This window comes from Nonomuraea sp. NPDC049400 (assembly GCF_044466425.1).
GTDB lineage: Bacteria > Actinomycetota > Actinomycetes > Streptosporangiales > Streptosporangiaceae > Nonomuraea.
On record NZ_JBITMP010000016.1, the window covers coordinates 158,605 to 177,058 of the forward strand.

An 18,454-nucleotide genomic window follows, 5' to 3' on the forward strand; every position below is an offset into this window, starting at 1 on the left:
TTCTACTGGGGGGATGCCTGAAGTTCGAAGAGGCCCGTTGGCCGGGGTGCGCGTGCTGGAGCTGGCCGGGCTCGCCCCGGGGCCGTTCGCCGGGATGATGCTGGCCGACCATGGCGCCGAGGTGCTGCGGATCGACCGGGTCAAGGCGGTCTCCGACCGGCTGCGCAGCGACGTCATGGACCGCGGCAAGCACACGATCGGGCTGGATCTGAAGGCGCCCGAGGGCATGGCGGCGTTCAAGGAGCTGGCGCGGCACGCCGACGTGGTGATCGAGGTGTTCCGGCCGGGCGTCGCCGAGCGGCTCGGGATCGGTCCCGAGGACCTGCGTGCCGTCAACGAGCGGCTGATCTACGGCCGGATGACCGGCTGGGGGCAGGACGGGCCGCTGGCGCCCACGGCCGGGCACGACATCGACTACATCGCCGTCTCCGGCGTCCTGTCGATGCTGGGCCGCGAGGGCGGCAAGCCGACCCCGCCGATCAACATCCTCGGCGACTTCGCCGGGGGCGGGCTCATGCTCGCGTACGGGGTGCTGCTGGCCCTGTTCGAGCGCGAGCGCACCGGCAAGGGGCGGGTGATCGACGCGGCCATGGTGGACGGGGCGTCGATCCTGTTCTCGATGTTCTACCAGGCCGCGCAGAGCGGCCACTGGGGGCCGCGCGGCACCAATCTGCTCGACACCGGCGCCCCGCAGTACGACACGTACGAGACGGCCGACGGCCTGTTCGTGGCGGTGGGGTCGCTGGAGCCGCAGTTCTGGGACGCGATGGTCACCCTGATGGGGCTGAGCGGCCTGCCCGACAGGAACGACAGGGCGCAGTGGCCCGCGCTGAAGGCCCGCCTGGCGGAGGAGTTCAGGAAGCGGACGCGGGCGGAGTGGGAGGCGTTGTTCGAGGGCTCGGACGCGTGCGTCTCGCCCGTGCTGTCCATGGCCGAGGCCGCCTCCCACCCGCACAACACCGCCAGGGGCTCCTTCGTCGACATCGGCGGCGTCACCCAGCCGGTGCCCGCGCCCCGCCTGCTCGGCGTCCCCGCGCAGGACCTCTCCCCCGCCACGCGCCTCACCGACCTTTCCCCGTGGGGACTGTCCCAAGAGGAGGCGGAGAAGCTGCGCGGGCAGGGCGTGCTCGCATAGTCCTACAGGACCTCTAGACCGCTATATACAGGTCCACACCCTCCGGGTGGTGCACCTCGAGGTCCGTGGTGAACGCCCGCGACGGCGTGCCCCCCGACTCGGTGTGCTTCCACACCTGCTGCCACGCGTCGAGCAGGGCCTGCGGCATCGGGCCGCGGGCCTCGAGCTTGAGCGACCGCCCGGCCGGCACGCGCACGGCCACCATGCCCTCCGGCAGCCGCGGCACGGTGCGCACTCCGGTGCCGACGATCTGCGTGTAGGCCCCGTTGTGGTCGCTCTCGTAATCGGTCAGCACGGCGTAGAGGTTTTCGTCGACGCGCCCCGGCACATGCGCGAAAGCCCCAGGAGCGCCCGCCCGCTGCCACAGCGCGGGCAGCTTGGCCCGCGCCGGATCCATCTCATCGGCATTCGTGGTGCGTACGGCGAAGCCGACCACGATCAGCTCGGCCCGATCTATGACGTCCACAGGCCCTCCTCCCCCAAAAGTGTCCCGGCCGATCATAAGCCCCCGCGAAACGCGGAACCGCTCGTTGCGCGTTACCGCATAAGATGGACGAACGTGAAGTTTCTCAACGGCCTCGAGCCTCACCACGATCTGACCTACAGCGACGTGTTCATGGTGCCGTCGCGCTCCTCGGTCGGTTCCCGGCTCGAAGTCGACCTCTCCACGCACGACGGCACGGGCACCACCATTCCCGTCGTCGTCGCCAACATGACCGCGGTCGCCGGCCGTCGCATGGCCGAGACCGTGGCACGGCGGGGCGGCATGGCCGTGATCCCGCAGGACATCCCGCTGGACGTCGTGACGGACGTCGTCGACTGGGTCAAGAAGCGCGACCTCGTACACGACACTCCGCTCACCCTCACCCCCCACGACACGGTCGGCGAGGCGCTGCAACTGCTGCCCAAGCGGGCGCACGGCGCGATCATCGTGGTCGACTGGGAGAACCGGCCGGTCGGCGTCGTGACCGACGCCGACTGCCAGGGCGTCGACATGTACACCCAGCTCTCCCAGGTCATGTCGAGCGAGCTGCTGACACTGCCCGCCGGGCTCGACCCGCGGGCCGCCTTCGACCGGCTGCACGAAGGGCGGCACCGGCTGGCGCCCATCGTGGACGGGAACGGGCGGCTGGTGGGCATCCTCACCCGGCTGGGCGCGCTGCGCGCCACCCTCTACCAGCCCGCCGTCGACGCCCGAGGGCGGCTGCGCGTCGCGGCCGCGGTCGGCGTGAACGGCGACGTGGTGGCCAAGGCCAAGGAACTGCTGGAGGCCGGGATCGACTGCCTGGTCGTCGACACCGCGCACGGCCACCAGGAGAAGATGCTCTCAGCTCTGCGCGCCGTCAGGGCGCTCGATCCCGGCGTGCCCGTCGCGGCGGGCAACGTGGTGACGGCGGAGGGCGTGCGCGACCTGGTGGACGCGGGGGCCGACATCCTCAAGGTCGGGGTCGGGCCCGGCGCGATGTGCACGACGCGGATGATGACCGGGGTCGGACGGCCGCAGTTCTCGGCCGTGCTGGAGTGCTCGGCCGAGGCCCGGCGGCTGGGACGGCACGTGTGGGCGGACGGCGGGGTGCGCCATCCGCGCGACGTGGCGCTGGCGCTGGCCGCGGGGGCGTCCAACGTGATGATCGGCTCGTGGTTCGCGGGGACGTACGAGTCGCCCGGCGACACCCATACCGATGCGAACGGGCGCAAATACAAGGAGAACTTCGGCATGGCCTCCGCACGGGCCGTGCGGCTGCGGACGGCCGAGGACTCGGCGTTCGAGCGGGCCAGGAAAGCGCTGTTCGAGGAGGGCATCTCGACCTCCCGCATGTACCTGGATCCGAAGCGGCCGAGCGTGGAGGACCAGATCGACGGCATCGTGGCGGGGCTCCGGTCGGCGTGCACGTACGCGGGCGCGTCGAACCTGGAGGAGTTCCACGCGCAGGCCGTCATCGGGATCCAGAGCTCGTCCGGGTACGCCGAGGGGATGCCGCTGCACCAGAGCTGGTAGTCAGGTCCTTCGCCAGCCGCCGGCCGCGTGGATGCCGCCGTCCACGTGCAGCGTCGTCCCCGTGACGAACCTGGCCAGGTCGCCGGCCAGGAACACGGCCGCGCCCGCGGCGTCCCCCGGGCCGCCGAGGTGGCCGAGCGGCGGGACGCGTACCGGGTCATAGGGCAGCGGGCGGGCCAGCATGCGTTCGCGCACGCCTGCCTCACCCTCGGTCTGGACGGCGTCGGGCGCGATCGCGTTCACCCTGATGCCCCTGGGGGCCAGCTCCAGCGCGAGCGTCTTCGTCAGGCTCTCCAGGCCCGCCTTCATCGCCGCGTACACGGCGAAGCCCGGCGCGGCCTGGTGGGCCTCGCTCGACGTCACGTTGATGATCGAGGCGCCCGGCGACATCAGCGGCAGCAGCTGCCGGATCATGCCGGTGACCTGTGTGAAGTTCTCCTCGATGAGGATCTGCTCGCCGCGGGGCGAGGTGTCGGCGAACGAGGCGTGGAAGGTGCCGCCCGCGTTGTTGACCAGGACGTCCACGCGGCCCCAGCGCTCGCGTACGGCCTGGGCGAAGATCTCCACCGCCACGTGGTCGCGTACGTCGAGGGTCATCGCCAGCTCGGCGCGCGGCCTGTCGCGGTCGCAGACGGCGACGTGGGCGCCGAACTCGGCGAACGCCTCGGCGATCGCCAGCCCGATGCCCCTGGCCGCCCCGGTGACGACCGCCACGCGGTCGGTGAGCAGAATCGCATCGGGAGAAAGGGCGACCATGAACGATGACGATATCCCGACCGCATAGAGTCGTCGGGTCTCATTGTCATCAACAGTCAACTGGAGCACTTCGTGGCACTCGAAAAGCCCGAGATCGACTTCCCCGAGGGCAACCCGCCCGCCGACCTGGAGATCGTCGACCTGACCGTGGGTGACGGCCCGGAGGCCAAGCCCGGCCATCACGTACGCGTCCACTATGTGGGCGTGGCCTTCTCGACCGGGGAGGAGTTCGACGCGTCGTGGAACCGCGGCGAGGCGTTCGAGTTCCCGCTCGGCGCCGGGCGCGTCATCGCGGGCTGGGACCAGGGGGTCGCGGGCATGAAGGTCGGCGGGCGGCGCAAGCTGGTCATCCCGCCGCATCTCGGCTACGGCAGCCGGGGGGCCGGCGCCCGCATCAAGCCGAACGAGACGCTCATCTTCGTCGTCGACCTGCTCGGCGTGAGCTAGCGGCTCTCGCGGGGGCGGGCCACCCACCACGGCCTCTCGCGGCCTTCACGGCGGCCCGCCCCTCACACGACGGCCTTTTGCGGTAGGGCCGTGCCGGGAACAAGGCAGACACTTGGTCGATATCGGGTGGGGAAATGTCGGCGGCGTGAGGCACCATAGGCGTGTGCTTCTGATCGACGTGGTCCGGGTTTCCGAGGCGGTGACGCGCACGTCCGCCCGGCTCGGCAAAGTGGGCCATCTGGCGGAGCTGCTCGGCCGGGTCGGCCCCGAGGAGGCGGAGATCGCGATCTCGTACCTCTCGGGTGAGCTGCCCCAGCGGCAGGTGGGCGTGGGCTGGCGCACGCTGGAGGACATCCCCCAGCCCAAGCTGGCCGCCACCGCCACGCTGAGCGCCGTCGACGAGCTGCTGAGCAGGATCAAGGCGGTTTCCGGGGCGGGCTCGCAGGCAGCGCGCAAGGCTCTGGTGGCCGAGCTGTTCGCGGGGCTGACGAGCCAGGAGCAGCAGTTCATGCGCCGGTTGTTCTTCGGCGAGCTGCGGCAGGGCGCGCTCGACGGCGTCATGATCGAGGCGGTGGCCAAGGCGTCCGGCGCGCCATCGGCCGACGTGCGGCGCGCGCTCACGCTGCGCGGCTGGCTCCCCGCCGTGGGTGCGGCCGCGCTGAGCGGCGGGGTCGAGGCGTTGCGCGCGTTCCGGCTCGAGGTGGGGCGGGCGGTCTCGCCCATGCTGGCGGGCAGCGCGCCCAACGTGGCCGCCGCGCTGGAGAAGGCCGGAGCCCCCGCGGCGCTGGAGTGGAAGCTCGACGGCATCCGCGTGCAGACCCACCGCTCGGGCTCGGTGGTGAAGGTCTTCACGCGCACGCTCGACGACATCACGTCGCAGGTCCCCGAGCTGGTCGAGGCCGTGCTCGAGACGCCGTACGACGATCTCGTGCTGGACGGCGAGGTGATCGCGCTGCGTCCCGACGGGCGGCCGCACCCGTTCCAGGTGACGGCGAGCAGGGTCACCAGCAAGACCAACGTGGCGCAGCTGCGCGAGCAGACGCCGCTCAGCGTGTTCTTCTTCGACGCCCTGCGGGTGGACGGCGCCGACCTGCTCGACCTGCCCTATTCGCAGCGCCAGGAGGTCCTGGTGCGCGCGGTCCCCCAGGGCCTGCTGACGCCGCGGCTCGTGACGGGGGATGTGGCGGAGGCGGAGAAGTTCTTCACCGACGTGGTGAAGGCGGGCCACGAGGGCCTGGTGGTCAAGTCCCCGGCCTCCCCCTACGCGGCGGGCCGCCGGGGCGCCGGATGGATCAAGGTCAAGCCGCGTCACACGCTCGACCTGGTGGTCCTGGCCGCCGAGTGGGGCCATGGGCGGCGCGAGGGCAAGCTCTCCAACCTCCACCTCGGGGCGCGTGACCCCGCCGGTGGGTTCGTGATGCTCGGCAAGACGTTCAAGGGGCTGACGGACGAGCTGCTGACCTGGCAGACCGAGCGCTTCCTCGAGCTGGCCGAAGGGCCGACCGATCGGTGGACGGTGACGTTGCGGCCCGAGCTCGTGGTGGAGATCGCCTTCGACGGGGTCCAGCGCTCACCGCGCTATCCCGGTGGCATGGCCCTCCGTTTCGCGCGCGTCCTCCGTTACCGCCCGGACAAGCGGGTCGAAGACGCCGACACTGTCGATACGGTGCGCTCGCTGATGTTCTAGGCCCTGCCGACGTCGCCGGCCCGAGTTTTTGGCGCCATCCGGTCGGGCGCCAAGGACGCCGCCGGCCGGCTGCCTTTCGGAGATCACCACCACCGAGGATCAGCATTCATCGAACCCTCGGCGATCTCTATCACGGAAGATCAGCATTTTGATCGGCCGGCAGCGACATTTCCTCCCAGCCGATCAAGCCACCTTTCCCCGTTTTCCCGGTATTCCAAAGATCCATGGCTTGAGCTGGGCATATAGCGATCTTGTTACCTAAGTGAGATATATCACTGGAGGTCGCATTAAGTTGCCTTTACCTCGCCTTTGTCGCATATCTTCTTCCCCATCGCGCGGGAACCCCCATCCCGCCTGAGGATCGGCCGCTGGATGCCCTCCACCCCAAGGGTCGCGGCCTTTCCCTGTCTTATCCCCTACCTAGGACTGTGGTTTACCTTGGGTCAGCATTCCCTCAAGCCATCCCCTCAGGATCGCAAGCTCACCGCAGGCAAGCGCTGGATCACGGCCGCAGCCGGCGCCGCCGTCGTGGCCGCCGCCTCCACCACCGCCTGGGCCGCCATCGGCAACACCGACTCCCCCGAACCCGCCGCGGCCGCTCCCACTCCGTCCCAGGCCAAGCCCCTGAACGAAGCCGCCCGCCAGCCAGCTCCCCAATCGCCCTCCCCGGCCCCCAAGCCCGCGGCGGCCCGCCCGAAGACGACCAAGTCCCCGGCAACAGCGCGGCCGAACCCCACCAAGTCCCCGGCGACGAGCCCCTCGAAGTCGGCCACCGATTCCGCGGCGACCCCGAAGACCACCAGGTCCCCCTCGACCACCAAGTCCTCGTCGCCCAAGCCGAAGGCCCGCGTACTCGCCTCCGGAACCTGCGGCGCCTCCTACTATGACGAGGGCCAGATGACGGCCAGCGGCGAACGCTTCAACCCCTCCGCCATGACCGCCGCCCACAAGACCCTCCCCCTGGGCAGCAAGGTCCGCGTCACCAACCCGGACAACGGCGAATCCGTCACGGTCCGCATCAACGACCGCGGCCCGTACGTGGGCGGCCGCTGCCTCGACCTCTCACGAGCCGCCTTCGCCGCCATCGGCAACACCGGCGCCGGGGTGATGCGCGTCAAGTACGAGGTCCTGTCCCGCTGACCACCCGCCGCCCCTGCTGCTCGGCCCCCTGAAACACCCTGTTGGGGGGCGGGGGGTGTCGCCCGCGGCCCTGCGGGCGGTCGGACCCACGACACGTAACCGCACGTGCATACCGCGACGGCGAGTCGATCCACTCGCTCGCCCAGGTGCTCTGCCGCAGTTACGGGTTCGTGCACCAGCTCATCGAGGAGGCCGGCGTCGAACTGCGACACTGCGGCGGCGTCCACCGGCCCAAGAACGCGACGACGGACACGACCGCCTCGACGGGAGCGCCTCGACGGGAGCGGAGCAGTGAGCCCAGACCAGACCGCCGACAAGACCGCAGCTCTCCTCGGCGACGCCTCCGCACATCTCCTCGACAACGCGTATGTGCAGCCCTGTGTCGCCGTGGCGGACGCGTGGATGCGGCTGCACCTGACCCTGGGGACCGGCGAGCGATACGCCCCTCATCCGTCGAGGTGCCCAACCATGTCGTGACCAACGACGTGTGGGACGGCTGCACGTGCGCCGGCAGCGGCTCGACAAGCTCAGCGTTCCTTCCAGCAACGGTGGGAAGGTGCCCCCGCCGCAAGCTCACCGCAAGGGGCACCTCCGTTGAGATGACGGTTGTGCTGAACCGCCTGGCGTCAGCCTTGAGGCTACGTCGACGTCTTTCCGGGTAGCTTCAGCGTTGCCACGACTCCTGCGTGGTCGGACGGCCACAACCCCGACGGTGTACGGTCGCTCTCCTCCTCTCCAACGAGGTGGATGTCCTTCACGTCGAAGTCACCGCGGAGCAGCACCAGATCAATTCGCAAGCTCAAGGCGGAGACTGGATTGCGTAGGTCGGGCGCCTGGCAGCAGGTGGAGCCCGGTTCGCTGGGATGCTCTTTGCTCCAGGCATCGATGAGACCCGAATTGAGCAGGAATTGGTACGTCGGGAATGTCGGGTTCTGTTGGCCATTAGCAGTGGTATTGAAATCGCCCGCGAACACCACAGGAAGCTTGGTGTTCGCTGCACTCGCGACAAGCTCTTGCGCCTGCGCCCGCTGGATGGTGAATGGCGGTGTCGGCTCCAAGTGCGTCGTGACGAATCGGAAGGTGCGACCGCAGACGGTGGCGTCGACCGACGCCCAACCAGCCCGAGAGGCAATCGGGCCGACTGGCGATCGGAGCACCTGCTGGATCGCGTACGTCTGTACCTGCATGTTCGACACCTTGACGCGCCTGAACGCATCGACCCGAGCAAGGACCACGCTTCGCTCGCTGATGCGCACGTCGAAGCCAAGCGTGCTTGGGGCCTCGGCATCGAGTTCGGGCACGATCGCCACTGCCTCGTAATGTTGGCCCAGCCGGTTGAGCGCGGCGAGGAGGGCATTGAGCTGATCTGATTTCACGTTTGTCGCGGGCGGCGACCCGGTGCGCAGGATGTCGGCCTCCTGCAGGCCCACGAGATCGGGCTTGTCCCGGGCGATTTCGCGGGCCACCGCGGCGGCCCGCTCATCCGGATTTGAGGCCAGAATGTTCTGATAGGTCAGCGTGACTGCCGCGACGAACTCCGCTGGTGTCTTCGCGTTGGAAATGGCCTGGAAATCACTTCCCACGTACATGTTCTGCGTCATGACGCGCACGTCCGGATCGGTGCAGCCGTTCGCGGTTGCGGCCGACTCGCCTTTACGCGAATCAACCCTTTGCAGGCCGTGGGCATCCTGCGAGCTCTGCCGGCTCGATCGGTTCTGCGTGTCCGAAACGGACTCGTTAAGGTTGACGACGCGCAGCAGCTTCTGGCTCTGGCTCTTGTGCTGCCGCTGCCTGTTCCTGCCCGTGTGCTTGTTGCGACTGACGGCGGGGTCGGGGGAAGTGGGGCGGATGGCCTCGCGACCGGGAACGCCACCCATGTCGGCATGGGCGGAAGCGGCGGTGACAGTGCCGCCCACGGCGGCGCCGCTGCCGGTCAGCAGAACGCCGGTCGCGAGAAGCGCGACGAGAGTGTTTGACTTGGGCAATTAGGTTCACCTTTGCGCGGATTTCCGACATCCCCCATAGTTCGGCGAGGAATGCCCTATTAATGACCCGTCCCATGGATCATCCCATGCCGCCTTAGTTCTCCTTGGCGCGCCAGACGCAAACGATCTCCCTCTTTCTCTTTCCATCTTTATGAGCATCGGTTACCATTCGCCACCCGACGTCACCTGTTTTCTCCTGGCATTCCCTTCGATGCGCCATAATCGCGCCGCTTATGCCGCAATGAGAGGCTCATAGAGCCCTTTCCGTGGCAGCGCCGCTCCCGTTCCCCATGCAGGCAGCGTCGTACTCCTCCACCAGGCGTAGTTGTAGGCAGCCGTAAAGGTCCGCCGGTTTGGTCGGCCGGCACGCGGCCCACCGCCACGCTGGAGGTCAGGACTGGTCATGGTCAGTGTGGTCGGTATCGGTTCTCGCCCTGCTCATCAGGTCAGTGCTGTCGACCGTGACCCGCACGCAGCTCGTCAAGATGTGGGGCGCTGAGACCTCCACCACCGGCCCGCACCATCACCACCCAGCCGCGCGGACATGACGTGGCGCCACCCCACCCGCACACAGCTCGGGCCGTTGCAGGGCTGTCAAGCGTCGCCGAAACGGCTCTCCCCCGGCGCCCACGGCCGACTTGACGGATGCTCATGAGGGTGATGGGATCCGTCGTCAGCGTCGCGGTGTACCCGGCAAGCAGACCGCCGAGGGCATGGAGGCGCCGGAACATGGGACCCCCATGGAAACACCCACCACCCCCGACGAACGTCTCAAAGCGTTCGGCAACCAGTTGATCAACGTGCATGCCTGGCTCCGCGAAGAGCTGGCCAAACTACGCGACGACGTCGACGCCCACCTGGCGGGCAACCCCGCACGACCCCGCGAACTGCCAGCCCATTGCCTGGCGTTCTGCTCGGCGCTGGAGCGTCACCACACCGGCGAGGACGCCGCGGCCTTCCCAGCGCTGGCCGAGCAGTTCCCCGAGCTGCGGCCGGTGCTTCAGGAGCTGACCCGCGACCACCAGTTCGTCAGTGACATCCTGCGCAGACTGCAGAAGCTCCTGGACGACCTCGGCAATAACAACGCCGCCGTCCAGCCCCGGCACGTGCAAGCCGAACTGGACGGCCTGGCAGCCCTCCTGGAATCACACTTCACCTACGAAGAGCGGAAGATCGTCGCAGCCCTCAACGCGCTGGACGCCCCCGGCTGGGAAGACGCACCGCCCGCCTTCCTGCTCGCCGCTCCCGTCGAGCAGGACACGTGAGCGACAACGCCTGTCACCCCTGACCAGGCTGGCGTCGGAGTGGCCGCGACCCCGGGGCACGCCAAACAGACCAAGCCCAGGTGCCGTAATTGCACGGGGGCGGCGTGTCCCTCGGGGATGTTGTCATGATCGCTCCCATCGCGGGGTGGACACTCCCCCGCCGGAGCCGGTACCCGCACTGAGTGGCGCGATCCCCGTGCTGGGCGATGCGATCCGCGTGCTGGGGCAAGTGGCGTCACCTCGCCGCTGACGTCACTTCACCAGGCGCAGCGTCAAGGGGTAGCGGAAGTTGCCTTCCGCCAAGGATGAGATGCCGCCGACGATGGCGAGGACGACGGCCGCGACCCAGATGATCGGCAGCAGCACGACGCCGATGACCGTGAGCGGCAGGAGGACCGTCGCCCCCACCACCGTGATCTGGAAGTTGAGCGCCTCCAGCGCCTGCCTCCGGATGTAGGGCGAGGTCTTGCCTCCGGTGAGCAACAGGATGAGCGGGCCAATGATCGGGATGCCGACGACCATCAGCAGGTGGCCGACGGCGGCGCCGAGTCGTTCGTTGCTCTCCGGCGCACGCTCAGGGCGGCCCGGGGGCGGGAGCGGCGCCAGCCGGGGCACGGCCTGGGTGCCGTACAGCTCGGCCATGATGGGCATCAGATCACCGTGCGTGCGCGCCGTCATCGCGCGCTCCAGCCGGTCGTCGAACTCGAGCTTGTCGAAGCGCCCCTCCGCGTAGGCGACCTTGACGTGCTCGACCACGTGCTCGCGGTCCTGGTTGGTGACGCGCAGATGAGCTGGCGGCACCTGTCCCGGCCCGGGGGTTTTGGGTACCCCAGCCATAATCGCCATGCCTCTCCCTAGCGAATCGAGTAGTCACCTCCATAGTGCGTTCTTCGGAACCCTCGGTGCCATCGGGAGAATCCCGGATGTGTCCCCTAGATCATCCCCGACGCGCGTCGGCTTCAGACGGTATAAAAAGGATTCATGAGATGGCGAGACCGCTACGGCATTCGTCGGCTTCGCGGCCCAAAGATCGCGAAGTTCGACCGCGAGGCGACAGACGCCGACATCGAAGCGCTTATCGCATTCGCCCGTTCGCGGCGCGGCGTCGAGTTCTACGTCGAACCGGAGACTTTCGCCACTGACACGACCGCTGTGGCGGTCGCCGACGACGGCGAATGGACGAGGCGGAGGGTCGGCTCTCCCCGCGTGATCCACAAGGTTGCTCGCGATCTTGCCCTCCCGGTGTACGACGTTCAGCTCACTGGATATCCGCCGCGCATGCGTGCTTACAACGAGCGTCGCCGCCGAGAGGAAGACAACCTGTAACCGACCCCAAACCCCGATCCCGGCCCCGGCTTCCCCACCCCGACCTCGGCCCGACCCCAACCCCGACGACCCCCGACCTCGGCCCCAACCCCGACGACCCGCGATCTCGACCCCAACCCCGACGACCCGCGATCTCGACCCCAACCCCGACGACCCGCGATCTCGACCCCAACGCGCTGGCGGCTGGCGGCTGGCGGCTGGCGGCTGGCGACCTGAGGTTACGCCCGGTGGGAGAAGTACGGGGCGATGGTGCGTCGAGATGAGTGTGCCTCGCGGCTGCAGGGTCAGCCGGATGGCATTTGCGGGTCGTCGTCGTCCAGCAGGTTGACCAAGGGGAGGAGCCAGGACGGGTGGGGTGGCCCCATGGCGGCGTCGAGCTCGGCCGGGGCAGGGAGGCGGCCCCGGAGGATGGTGGGCGAGAGCAGGTTCTGGAGGGCGTGCATGAGCAGGTTGGCCATCGAGTAGCTGGGGTCGATGGTCAGGGCGCGCTCCAGGGCGATGGTGGCCTGGACGCTGTTTCCGGCTCGCCAGGCGGCCATGGCCAGGAGGGATGCCGCCGGCGGGGTGAAGCGCGGCTCCAACCTGCGGGTCAGGTCCTTCCAGAGGAGCGCGTGGGAATCTTGCATGAGGGTCCAGGCCTCGTCGCGGACTCTGGTGATCGCCAGAGCGAGACCCAGCTTCGCGGCCTCCGCGTCGTCCAGGCGGCCGCCCTCCTCGTGGGTTTGCAGCGCTGATCGCACCCTGTCCAGGCTCTCTGTCACATAGTGGGTGGCGAAGTTGTCGAGGTTTGGGGTGGTTGTCAGGCCGGCTCGGAATTCTGTGATCGCGTCGGCTGTGGCGCGGCGCATCGCCATGCGTACGGGGCCGGCGAGGGGGGCGATGGTGCGTTCCAGGGATTCGCGGTCCGGGAGGGCGACCAGGCCGCGTACCGTCGCCTCGGCGGCGATCTGACTGGTGGACAGGTCGTACGGTGTGCCTTCGGCCGGGCAGCACGTCGGCAGGTCGCAGATATAGGACCAGTAGCGGCCTTCGTGGGCGCGTAGTGCTTCGCCCACGTGGACCTCGGCCTTCACCGCGAGGAGTCTCGCCTCGTCGACTGCCGGCGTGACCAGCTCTCCCGCGCCGTAGCCGACGACCACGATCTCCGTCACGCCCTCCCGGCCGAAGACGGGCTCCAATGCGGAGAGAGTGCCCGGCGGGAACGGGAGGCTCCACCTGGCCACCACCTTGGCCTGGCGGCGGTCGAGGCCGATCACGATGAGGCTGGACTTCGGGTGGAAGCCGACGAGGTACGGCACAGCGGCCAGGATGTCGGTGGGGCTGGTCAGGGTGAGGCAAGGCTCCAGAGTGAAGTCGGAGTTGGAGGCGGAAGTGGAGGTGGAGGTGCTGGCGAGGGAAGGGGTCGGTGCCGGGTGATCGGTCGTCATGGGGCCCTAGGGTGCCGGGGACGGTCGGCCGGGCGTCGGACCGAAGGCGGTTCTGGGGATAAGGGGCGGACGTACGGCCGCGGTTGTGGATAACGACTCCTGGCCGCCTGTGTGATGCGGCCCCAAGATCGTGTTCTCGATGAATGTGCCACCCCGGCATGGCGGCCCCCACGCCATACGACCCCGACGGGGTGTCCAGGAGGGGGCGTGCGTGGGAGTGGCCGAGGGTGGCAGCGGCTCGTCAGGGGTGCGGGCGCGCGGACGGCTAAGGAGTGGGGGCCAGGCGGCTGCGTACGAGGAGGGCGGCGCCCGCGACTGCGGCGGGCATCGCGATGACCGCCACGAACGGCACCAGGAACAGCAGGAACACCGCCACCCCGAACCCCAGCGCGCTGGCCTTGTTCGCGCGCAGCAGGGCGAAGCGTGCCTTGCGGGCCATCCCCCGGCGCTCCAGCGCCAGCGTGGTGAGCTCCACTGTCAGGAAAAATCCGGACACGAGGGCGCCGAGCACCGGCACCACCGTCTGCCCCACCACGGGCACGAAACCGAGGAAGAACAGCGGCACAGTGAAGAGGAGCACGTACAACAGGGTGATCAGGCTGTCCCTGATGGAGCGCGGCAACGTACGCCACCACGGCTGCTCGTCCGCCGACTCGAGCACGTCCACCGCCGCCGACAACCGCTCGTAGAACGGCTCCCCGATCGCCAGGGTGAGCGCGGCGAACGTCAGCACCGCCAGTGCCAGCCCGCCGAGGAACAGCGCGATCCCCACCAGCGTCCGGAACAGCTCCCGCCAGCTCCACGAATCCGCGAACGGCGTCAGGAACGTGGCCAGGTCAGTGGCGTTGTTGCCGAGAAAGATCAGCGCCGCAACGTACACGGCGAACGCGATCAGCGCCGGGATCAGCCCGAACAGCCACCACCGGCCGTTCCTGGCGACCCATCCCAACCCCTGGAAGAAGAAGCCGACGCCGGACGTGAAGTCGCGCATTGATCGCATGTCCGGCAGGCTAGCGCCAGAACGACGTCACCGCGTAGCCGAGCTCCTCGAACAGGTCGCGCACCAGCGGCAGCGAGATGCCGAGCACGTTGCCGTGGTCGCCTTCGATGCCCTCGACGAACCACCCGCCGCGCCCGTCGATGCTGAACGCCCCCGCCAAGCCGAGCGGCTCGCCCGTGGCGACGTACGCGGCGATCTCCTCGTCGGACGGCCGGCCGAAACGCACCACGGTGGTGGCCACCTCGGCCGCCTGCTTGCCCGCGGCGACGTCGATCACGCAGTGGCCCGTCACCAGGCGGCCCGTGCGCCCGCGCATGAGCCGCCACCGCTCGGCGGCCTCCTCCTTCGTGGCGGGCTTGCCGTACGGGCGGCCGTCGAGCTCCAGGATCGAGTCGCAGCCGATGACCAGGCCCTCGTCCAGCCCGCTCGCGACCGCCTCCGCCTTCGCCTTGGCCAGCACCAGGCTGAGGGCCGCCGGGCTGTGGGCGGAGAACGACTCCTCGTCGACGCCGCTGACGATCACCTTGGGGTCGAGGCCGGCGCTGCGGAGGAGGGTCAGGCGTGCGGGGGAGGCTGAGGCCAGAACGATCACCCGACCAGCCTACCGGTGACCAGCCATGTCACCAATCCGGGTTGGAGGTCCCCGGCGCCAGCTCGTGTCCGTCCGGGGCCCCGTGCCCGCCCGCGCGCAGACCGGACTCGTACGGCCCGCCCTGCGGCGGCACGGCGCCGCCGAAGATCGCGCCGAGCAGCCCGTCGAGCAGGTCCTCCAGATCGCCGGGCATGGCCGCCTGCTCCCTGTTCAGGTCGTCGGCCAGGGCGCCCGCGTCCATGTCGCGGCTCGTGGCCCGGTCGGCGAGCAGGGACATGATCATGGGGGCGATCAGGGGCAGCAGCTTCATGATGCTCTCGAAGTCGATCCCGGCGAACTGCGACACCCCGGCTGCCGCCTGCTCCGTCCCCTGGCCGCCCAGCACGTGGCCGAGGATGCTGTGCCCGTCGCGGATCAGCGAGGCCACGTCGCCGCTGAACGGGTCGGTGTCGACGTGGTCGTCGAGCGCCCCGCGCAGGGCCTCGGCCCCGTCCGGGTAGTGGGCGTTGCGGGCCATGCCCCCGATGATGGTGCCCGACACGGCCTGGACCACGTCTCGGGCCGTGGCCGTGTCCGTGCCGAGCATCCCGGCGATCTGCTCCAGGCCTGAGTCTCCGAGCTCGGCGAGGAGCTCGTCATTCAGCGTCACGGCACTCCCCCGATCATCTGGCCCCCCGATCATGCGGCCCTCGATCGTCAGGCTCCTCGATCGCCAGGCCCTCGATCGTCAGATGCCTGGATCGATGGACCCTTCGATCGTTGTTCCGGGAGGCTTCCCCGATCAGAATCGAGCCAACGCCCGATTTGCGCTAATTCTCGGAAAAGCCCGCAGGCTGGACCTCCGGCGCGGCCGCGGAGCTGATCAGTCCCGCCGCCGCGTACGCGCTGGCCTCGTCGAGCGTCTCGTGTTCGAGCAGGGCCGCCACGATGGCGTCGAGCTTGTCGCGGTTGTCGCTGAGGATCTGGATCGCGCGCTCGTAGCACTCGTCCACGATCCGCCGCGCCTCCTCGTCCACGGTGGCGAGCGTCGCGGGCGAGGCCTGCGGCTGATGGCCGTCGTTGGGCAGGATGGTCAGCGGGCCGACCTTCTCCGACATGCCCCAGCGCCCGACCATGCCCCGGGCGATCATGGTCACCTGCTCCAGGTCGTTCTCGGCGCCCGTGGTGATGACGCCGTACACGACCTGCTCGGCCGCCATGCCGCCGAGCGCGCCGGTGATGCGCCCGCGCAGGTACTGCTCGTCGTACGCGTACCGGTCGGTGTCGGGGGTGGACAGCGTGACGCCGAGGGCCCGGCCGCGCGGAATGATCGAGATCTTCCTGACCGGGTCGGCGCCCGGCTGGAGCATGCCGAGCAGCGCGTGACCGGCCTCGTGGAAGGCGGTCCTGGTGCGCTCCTCCTCCGGCATCACGATGCTGCGGGCCGCGCCGAGCTGCAGCTTCTCCAAAGCGTCGGCGAAGTCGGACGTCGCGACCTTCTCCCTGCCGCGCTTGGCGGCGAGCAGGGCGGCCTCGTTCACGAGGTTCGCGAGGTCGGCGCCGGTCATGCCCGGGGTGGTCTTGGCGAGCTGGTCGAGGCTGACCTCGCCGTCCAGCGGCACGCTCCGCGAGTGCACCGCCAGGATCGCGGTACGGCCGGCGGCGTCCGGCAGTCCCACCTGGACCGTGCGGTCGAAGCGCCCGGGACGCAGCAGCGCCGGGTCGAGGACCTCGGGACGGTTCGTGGCCCCGATGACGATCACGCCCTCGGCGCCCGAGAAGCCGTCCATCTCGGTGAGGATCTGGTTGAGCGTCTGCTCGCGCTCGTCGTGGCCGCCGATGCCGCCGGCCCCGCCACGGGCGCGGCCGATGGCGTCGATCTCGTCGATGAACACGATCGACGGCGCGACCTTCCGCGCCTCCTCGAAGAGGTCGCGCACCCGCGAGGCGCCCACGCCGACGATCATCTCGATGAACTCGGAGGCGCTGGCCGAGAAGAACGGCACCTTGGCCTCGCCCGCGACCGCCCTGGCCAGCAGCGTCTTGCCGGTGCCCGGAGGGCCCGCGAGCAGCACGCCCTTGGGCAGCTTCGCGCCGAGCCTGCGGTATTTCCCGGGGTCCTTGAGGTAGTCGACGATCTCGACGAGCTCGTTCTCCACCTCGTCGATGCCCGCGACGTCGTCGAACGTGACCCGCACCTGTCCGGCTTCGACCGGCTTGGCCGCCTTGGACTTGCCGAGCCCGCCGATCCCGCCGCCCATCAGGCTGGCGCCGCGGCGCATGACCCAGATCCACAGCGCGGCCAGCAGCAGCACGGGCAGCAGCGACAGCAGCAGGTTGGAGAAGAAGCCGCGCGTGATCGGCTTGGAGGTGATCTCGACCTGGCCGCTGTTGAGCTGCTGGTCGAGCTGGTCGGTGTTGGCGAACGCCGGGATCTCGGTCGCGAACTTGGTGTAGGTGGAGCTGCTCTCGGGGTTCTTCGCCGCCGACCTCAGGTCACCTTCGACCGAAAGACCCTGGGCGTAGATGTCCTTGACGTTCTTGGCGTTCACCTGCTTGGTGAACTCGGTGTACGAGATCGTCTCGACGGATCCGCTGTCGACGAACGAGGACACCACGAAAAAGCCCGCGTACACCACGAGCAAGGTGACGACGAATCGCCACCAGTTGATCTTGGGCCGGCCTCCGGGCGTGCCGGGCAGGCCCTCCGAACGCCAGGGCGGTTTACCCTTGCCGTTCTTCGGGGCCTGCGGCGTTCCAGAGCGTTCCACGGCGTCACTCCCCACATCGCCGCATACATGATCTTTCTAGCCTAGAACACGCACCCCTGATACCACGCGGCCGATATCGCGCCACTGTTTGCGCTGCGAGTCAGGCACTGTGACGAACGCCAGGCCCGGCTTACTCATTCCCCCGTCCATCACGACGACGGCCGCCCGCGACTGGTGTTTTCCGTATTTGACCCGATAAATCAGCATCCAGCCGTGTTTGACCGGTTGTGAGGCGAGCCAGGTGATCTTGGAGTTCTGGGGGTGGTGATTGAGCGTCCAGCGGGCGGCCAGCAGTGCCGTGTTGCGCGGGGACTTCTGCCGCATGGTCGGGAGCGGGCAGGTGACGAGCATCCCGCGCAGGCTCGTGCCGCGCTGCCTGGGCAGCACCTGCTTGGTGGTGAACGGCGCCGCGCCGAACGTCTTCCACGGCTTGGCCAGGTTCGGCACGGCCAGCCCGGTACGCACGTCCTTGACGACCCGGCGAGGGGGCTTGGGCAGGGTCATCCGCTTGACCTTGCGGGTCAGCCTGGGCACGCGCCGGTCGGCGTACAGGGCCTCCATGGCCGTGTAACCCGGCGCGAGCGACGCATCGGGGGAAGGTGCCGGCGTCTGTGTGGCGGCGGGGGAGGGTGCGGGGCCGGACGAGGACGGTGCGGCCGGCGGCGCGGTTACCGGCCCCGCCGCCACCTCGTCCGGCCCTGACGGGAGCACCACGACCAGCGCCGCGGCCACGGCCACGACTGCGCCGACCACGGCGAGCCCCCGGTACACCGCCCGCATCCGGATATCTCCGATGCGGGAGCGTTTGGGCGGAGAAGCAGGGATTCCAGGTCTCACGGTGGTTCTCACTCCGGAACCCTTGATCTCTTCTTCCCCATCGAGCACGAGCGGAGCGTACGACATATCCCGCCATCGCGTCCTAGAAGCAACCGAAGTGCAATCATG

Annotated in this window: 18 protein-coding genes and 1 pseudogene; 9 read left to right on the forward strand and 10 right to left on the reverse strand. The window is 69.2% G+C overall.

Annotated elements, in window-relative coordinates; all coding sequences use genetic code 11:
• Positions 1-13: 13 nt before the first annotated feature.
• Positions 14-1,135 (forward strand): CaiB/BaiF CoA transferase family protein, encoded by a 1,122-nt coding sequence (locus ACIBVN_RS26015; protein ID WP_397140531.1) that lies wholly within the window; start codon positions 14-16, stop codon positions 1,133-1,135.
• A 13-nt stretch (positions 1,136-1,148) separates the two neighbouring features.
• Here the strand turns inward: ACIBVN_RS26015 and ACIBVN_RS26020 are convergent, their stop codons facing one another.
• On the reverse strand, positions 1,149-1,601 hold the full coding sequence (locus ACIBVN_RS26020; RefSeq protein ID WP_397140533.1) for a GyrI-like domain-containing protein: 453 nt from the start codon (positions 1,599-1,601) through the stop codon (positions 1,149-1,151).
• A gap of 93 nt (positions 1,602-1,694) precedes the next feature.
• Between ACIBVN_RS26020 and ACIBVN_RS26025 the strand changes: the two genes are divergently transcribed.
• Positions 1,695-3,134, forward strand: a complete 1,440-nt coding sequence (locus ACIBVN_RS26025; protein WP_397140535.1) for a GuaB1 family IMP dehydrogenase-related protein — start codon at positions 1,695-1,697, stop codon at positions 3,132-3,134.
• Here the strand turns inward: ACIBVN_RS26025 and ACIBVN_RS26030 are convergent, their stop codons facing one another.
• A complete protein-coding gene (locus ACIBVN_RS26030; RefSeq protein ID WP_397140537.1) occupies positions 3,135-3,890 on the reverse strand; it encodes an SDR family NAD(P)-dependent oxidoreductase in 756 nt (251 codons plus the stop codon). It abuts the gene before it with no gap.
• Positions 3,891-3,962: 72 nt separating this feature from the next.
• Here ACIBVN_RS26030 and ACIBVN_RS26035 point away from each other — a divergent pair, with 72 nt between their 5' ends.
• The 5 genes and pseudogenes from ACIBVN_RS26035 to ACIBVN_RS26055 all read left to right on the forward strand — a co-directional run bounded on the left by ACIBVN_RS26035 (position 3,963) and on the right by ACIBVN_RS26055 (position 7,641).
• Positions 3,963-4,337, forward strand: coding sequence for an FKBP-type peptidyl-prolyl cis-trans isomerase (locus tag ACIBVN_RS26035; protein WP_397140539.1), 375 nt, complete (start codon positions 3,963-3,965; stop codon positions 4,335-4,337).
• Between the two features lie 163 nt (positions 4,338-4,500).
• Positions 4,501-6,024 (forward strand): ATP-dependent DNA ligase, encoded by a 1,524-nt coding sequence (locus ACIBVN_RS26040; protein WP_397140541.1) that lies wholly within the window; start codon positions 4,501-4,503, stop codon positions 6,022-6,024.
• Between the two features lie 438 nt (positions 6,025-6,462).
• Complete coding sequence (locus tag ACIBVN_RS26045) at positions 6,463-7,164, forward strand: septal ring lytic transglycosylase RlpA family protein (RefSeq protein WP_397140543.1); 702 nt, start codon at positions 6,463-6,465, stop codon at positions 7,162-7,164.
• A gap of 41 nt (positions 7,165-7,205) precedes the next feature.
• Positions 7,206-7,382, forward strand: a pseudogene (locus ACIBVN_RS26050) (helix-turn-helix domain-containing protein); the annotation flags it as partial.
• A gap of 73 nt (positions 7,383-7,455) precedes the next feature.
• The gene (locus ACIBVN_RS26055) at positions 7,456-7,641 is read left to right on the forward strand and encodes a hypothetical protein (RefSeq protein ID WP_397140645.1); all 186 of its coding nucleotides are present in this window, start codon (positions 7,456-7,458) and stop codon (positions 7,639-7,641) included.
• Positions 7,642-7,802: 161 nt separating this feature from the next.
• Here ACIBVN_RS26055 and ACIBVN_RS26060 read toward each other — a convergent pair whose 3' ends face one another.
• A complete protein-coding gene (locus ACIBVN_RS26060; protein ID WP_397140545.1) occupies positions 7,803-9,149 on the reverse strand; it encodes an endonuclease/exonuclease/phosphatase family protein in 1,347 nt (448 codons plus the stop codon).
• 740 nt (positions 9,150-9,889) lie between these two features.
• Between ACIBVN_RS26060 and ACIBVN_RS26065 the strand changes: the two genes are divergently transcribed.
• Positions 9,890-10,414, forward strand: coding sequence for a hemerythrin domain-containing protein (locus ACIBVN_RS26065; protein WP_397140547.1), 525 nt, complete (start codon positions 9,890-9,892; stop codon positions 10,412-10,414).
• Positions 10,415-10,666: 252 nt separating this feature from the next.
• Here the strand turns inward: ACIBVN_RS26065 and ACIBVN_RS26070 are convergent, their stop codons facing one another.
• Positions 10,667-11,260 (reverse strand): DUF1707 and DUF4870 domain-containing protein, encoded by a 594-nt coding sequence (locus tag ACIBVN_RS26070; protein ID WP_397140549.1) that lies wholly within the window; start codon positions 11,258-11,260, stop codon positions 10,667-10,669.
• 135 nt (positions 11,261-11,395) lie between these two features.
• On the opposite strand from ACIBVN_RS26070, the gene ACIBVN_RS26075 reads away from it, so the two are divergent.
• Positions 11,396-11,740, forward strand: coding sequence for a hypothetical protein (locus ACIBVN_RS26075; protein ID WP_397140551.1), 345 nt, complete (start codon positions 11,396-11,398; stop codon positions 11,738-11,740).
• Between the two features lie 284 nt (positions 11,741-12,024).
• Here ACIBVN_RS26075 and ACIBVN_RS26080 read toward each other — a convergent pair whose 3' ends face one another.
• The 6 genes from ACIBVN_RS26080 to ACIBVN_RS26105 all read right to left on the reverse strand — a co-directional run bounded on the left by ACIBVN_RS26080 (position 12,025) and on the right by ACIBVN_RS26105 (position 18,289).
• On the reverse strand, positions 12,025-13,167 hold the full coding sequence (locus ACIBVN_RS26080) for a DUF4192 domain-containing protein (RefSeq protein ID WP_397140553.1): 1,143 nt from the start codon (positions 13,165-13,167) through the stop codon (positions 12,025-12,027).
• A 265-nt stretch (positions 13,168-13,432) separates the two neighbouring features.
• Positions 13,433-14,167, reverse strand: a complete 735-nt coding sequence (locus tag ACIBVN_RS26085; RefSeq protein WP_397140555.1) for an EI24 domain-containing protein — start codon at positions 14,165-14,167, stop codon at positions 13,433-13,435.
• Positions 14,168-14,177: 10 nt separating this feature from the next.
• Complete coding sequence (locus ACIBVN_RS26090; protein ID WP_397140557.1) at positions 14,178-14,759, reverse strand: Maf family protein; 582 nt, start codon at positions 14,757-14,759, stop codon at positions 14,178-14,180.
• A 28-nt stretch (positions 14,760-14,787) separates the two neighbouring features.
• Positions 14,788-15,408 carry a DUF937 domain-containing protein gene (locus ACIBVN_RS26095; protein ID WP_397140559.1) on the reverse strand — a complete coding sequence of 207 codons (621 nt, stop codon included), beginning with the start codon at positions 15,406-15,408 and terminating at the stop codon, positions 14,788-14,790.
• Between the two features lie 160 nt (positions 15,409-15,568).
• Entirely contained in the window at positions 15,569-17,509 is a 1,941-nt protein-coding gene (gene ftsH, locus ACIBVN_RS26100; protein ID WP_397140561.1) for an ATP-dependent zinc metalloprotease FtsH, read from the reverse strand.
• A 36-nt stretch (positions 17,510-17,545) separates the two neighbouring features.
• Positions 17,546-18,289 carry a hypothetical protein gene (locus ACIBVN_RS26105; protein ID WP_397140563.1) on the reverse strand — a complete coding sequence of 248 codons (744 nt, stop codon included), beginning with the start codon at positions 18,287-18,289 and terminating at the stop codon, positions 17,546-17,548.
• Between the last annotated feature and the right edge of the window lie 165 nt (positions 18,290-18,454).

Excerpts from the sequence above, each read along its gene's own strand:
- ACIBVN_RS26070 (WP_397140549.1), bottom strand. The coding sequence starts at position 11,260 with ATGGCGATTATGGCTGGGGTACCCAAAACCCCCGGGCCGGGACAGGTG.
- ACIBVN_RS26085 (WP_397140555.1), bottom strand. The coding sequence starts at position 14,167 with ATGCGATCAATGCGCGACTTCACGTCCGGCGTCGGCTTCTTCTTCCAG.
- ACIBVN_RS26080 (WP_397140553.1), bottom strand. The coding sequence starts at position 13,167 with ATGACGACCGATCACCCGGCACCGACCCCTTCCCTCGCCAGCACCTCC.
- ACIBVN_RS26015 (WP_397140531.1), top strand. The coding sequence starts at position 14 with ATGCCTGAAGTTCGAAGAGGCCCGTTGGCCGGGGTGCGCGTGCTGGAG.
- ACIBVN_RS26105 (WP_397140563.1), bottom strand. The coding sequence starts at position 18,289 with ATGCGGGCGGTGTACCGGGGGCTCGCCGTGGTCGGCGCAGTCGTGGCC.
- ACIBVN_RS26075 (WP_397140551.1), top strand. The coding sequence starts at position 11,396 with ATGAGATGGCGAGACCGCTACGGCATTCGTCGGCTTCGCGGCCCAAAG.
- ACIBVN_RS26065 (WP_397140547.1), top strand. The coding sequence starts at position 9,890 with ATGGAAACACCCACCACCCCCGACGAACGTCTCAAAGCGTTCGGCAAC.
- ACIBVN_RS26030 (WP_397140537.1), bottom strand. The coding sequence starts at position 3,890 with ATGGTCGCCCTTTCTCCCGATGCGATTCTGCTCACCGACCGCGTGGCG.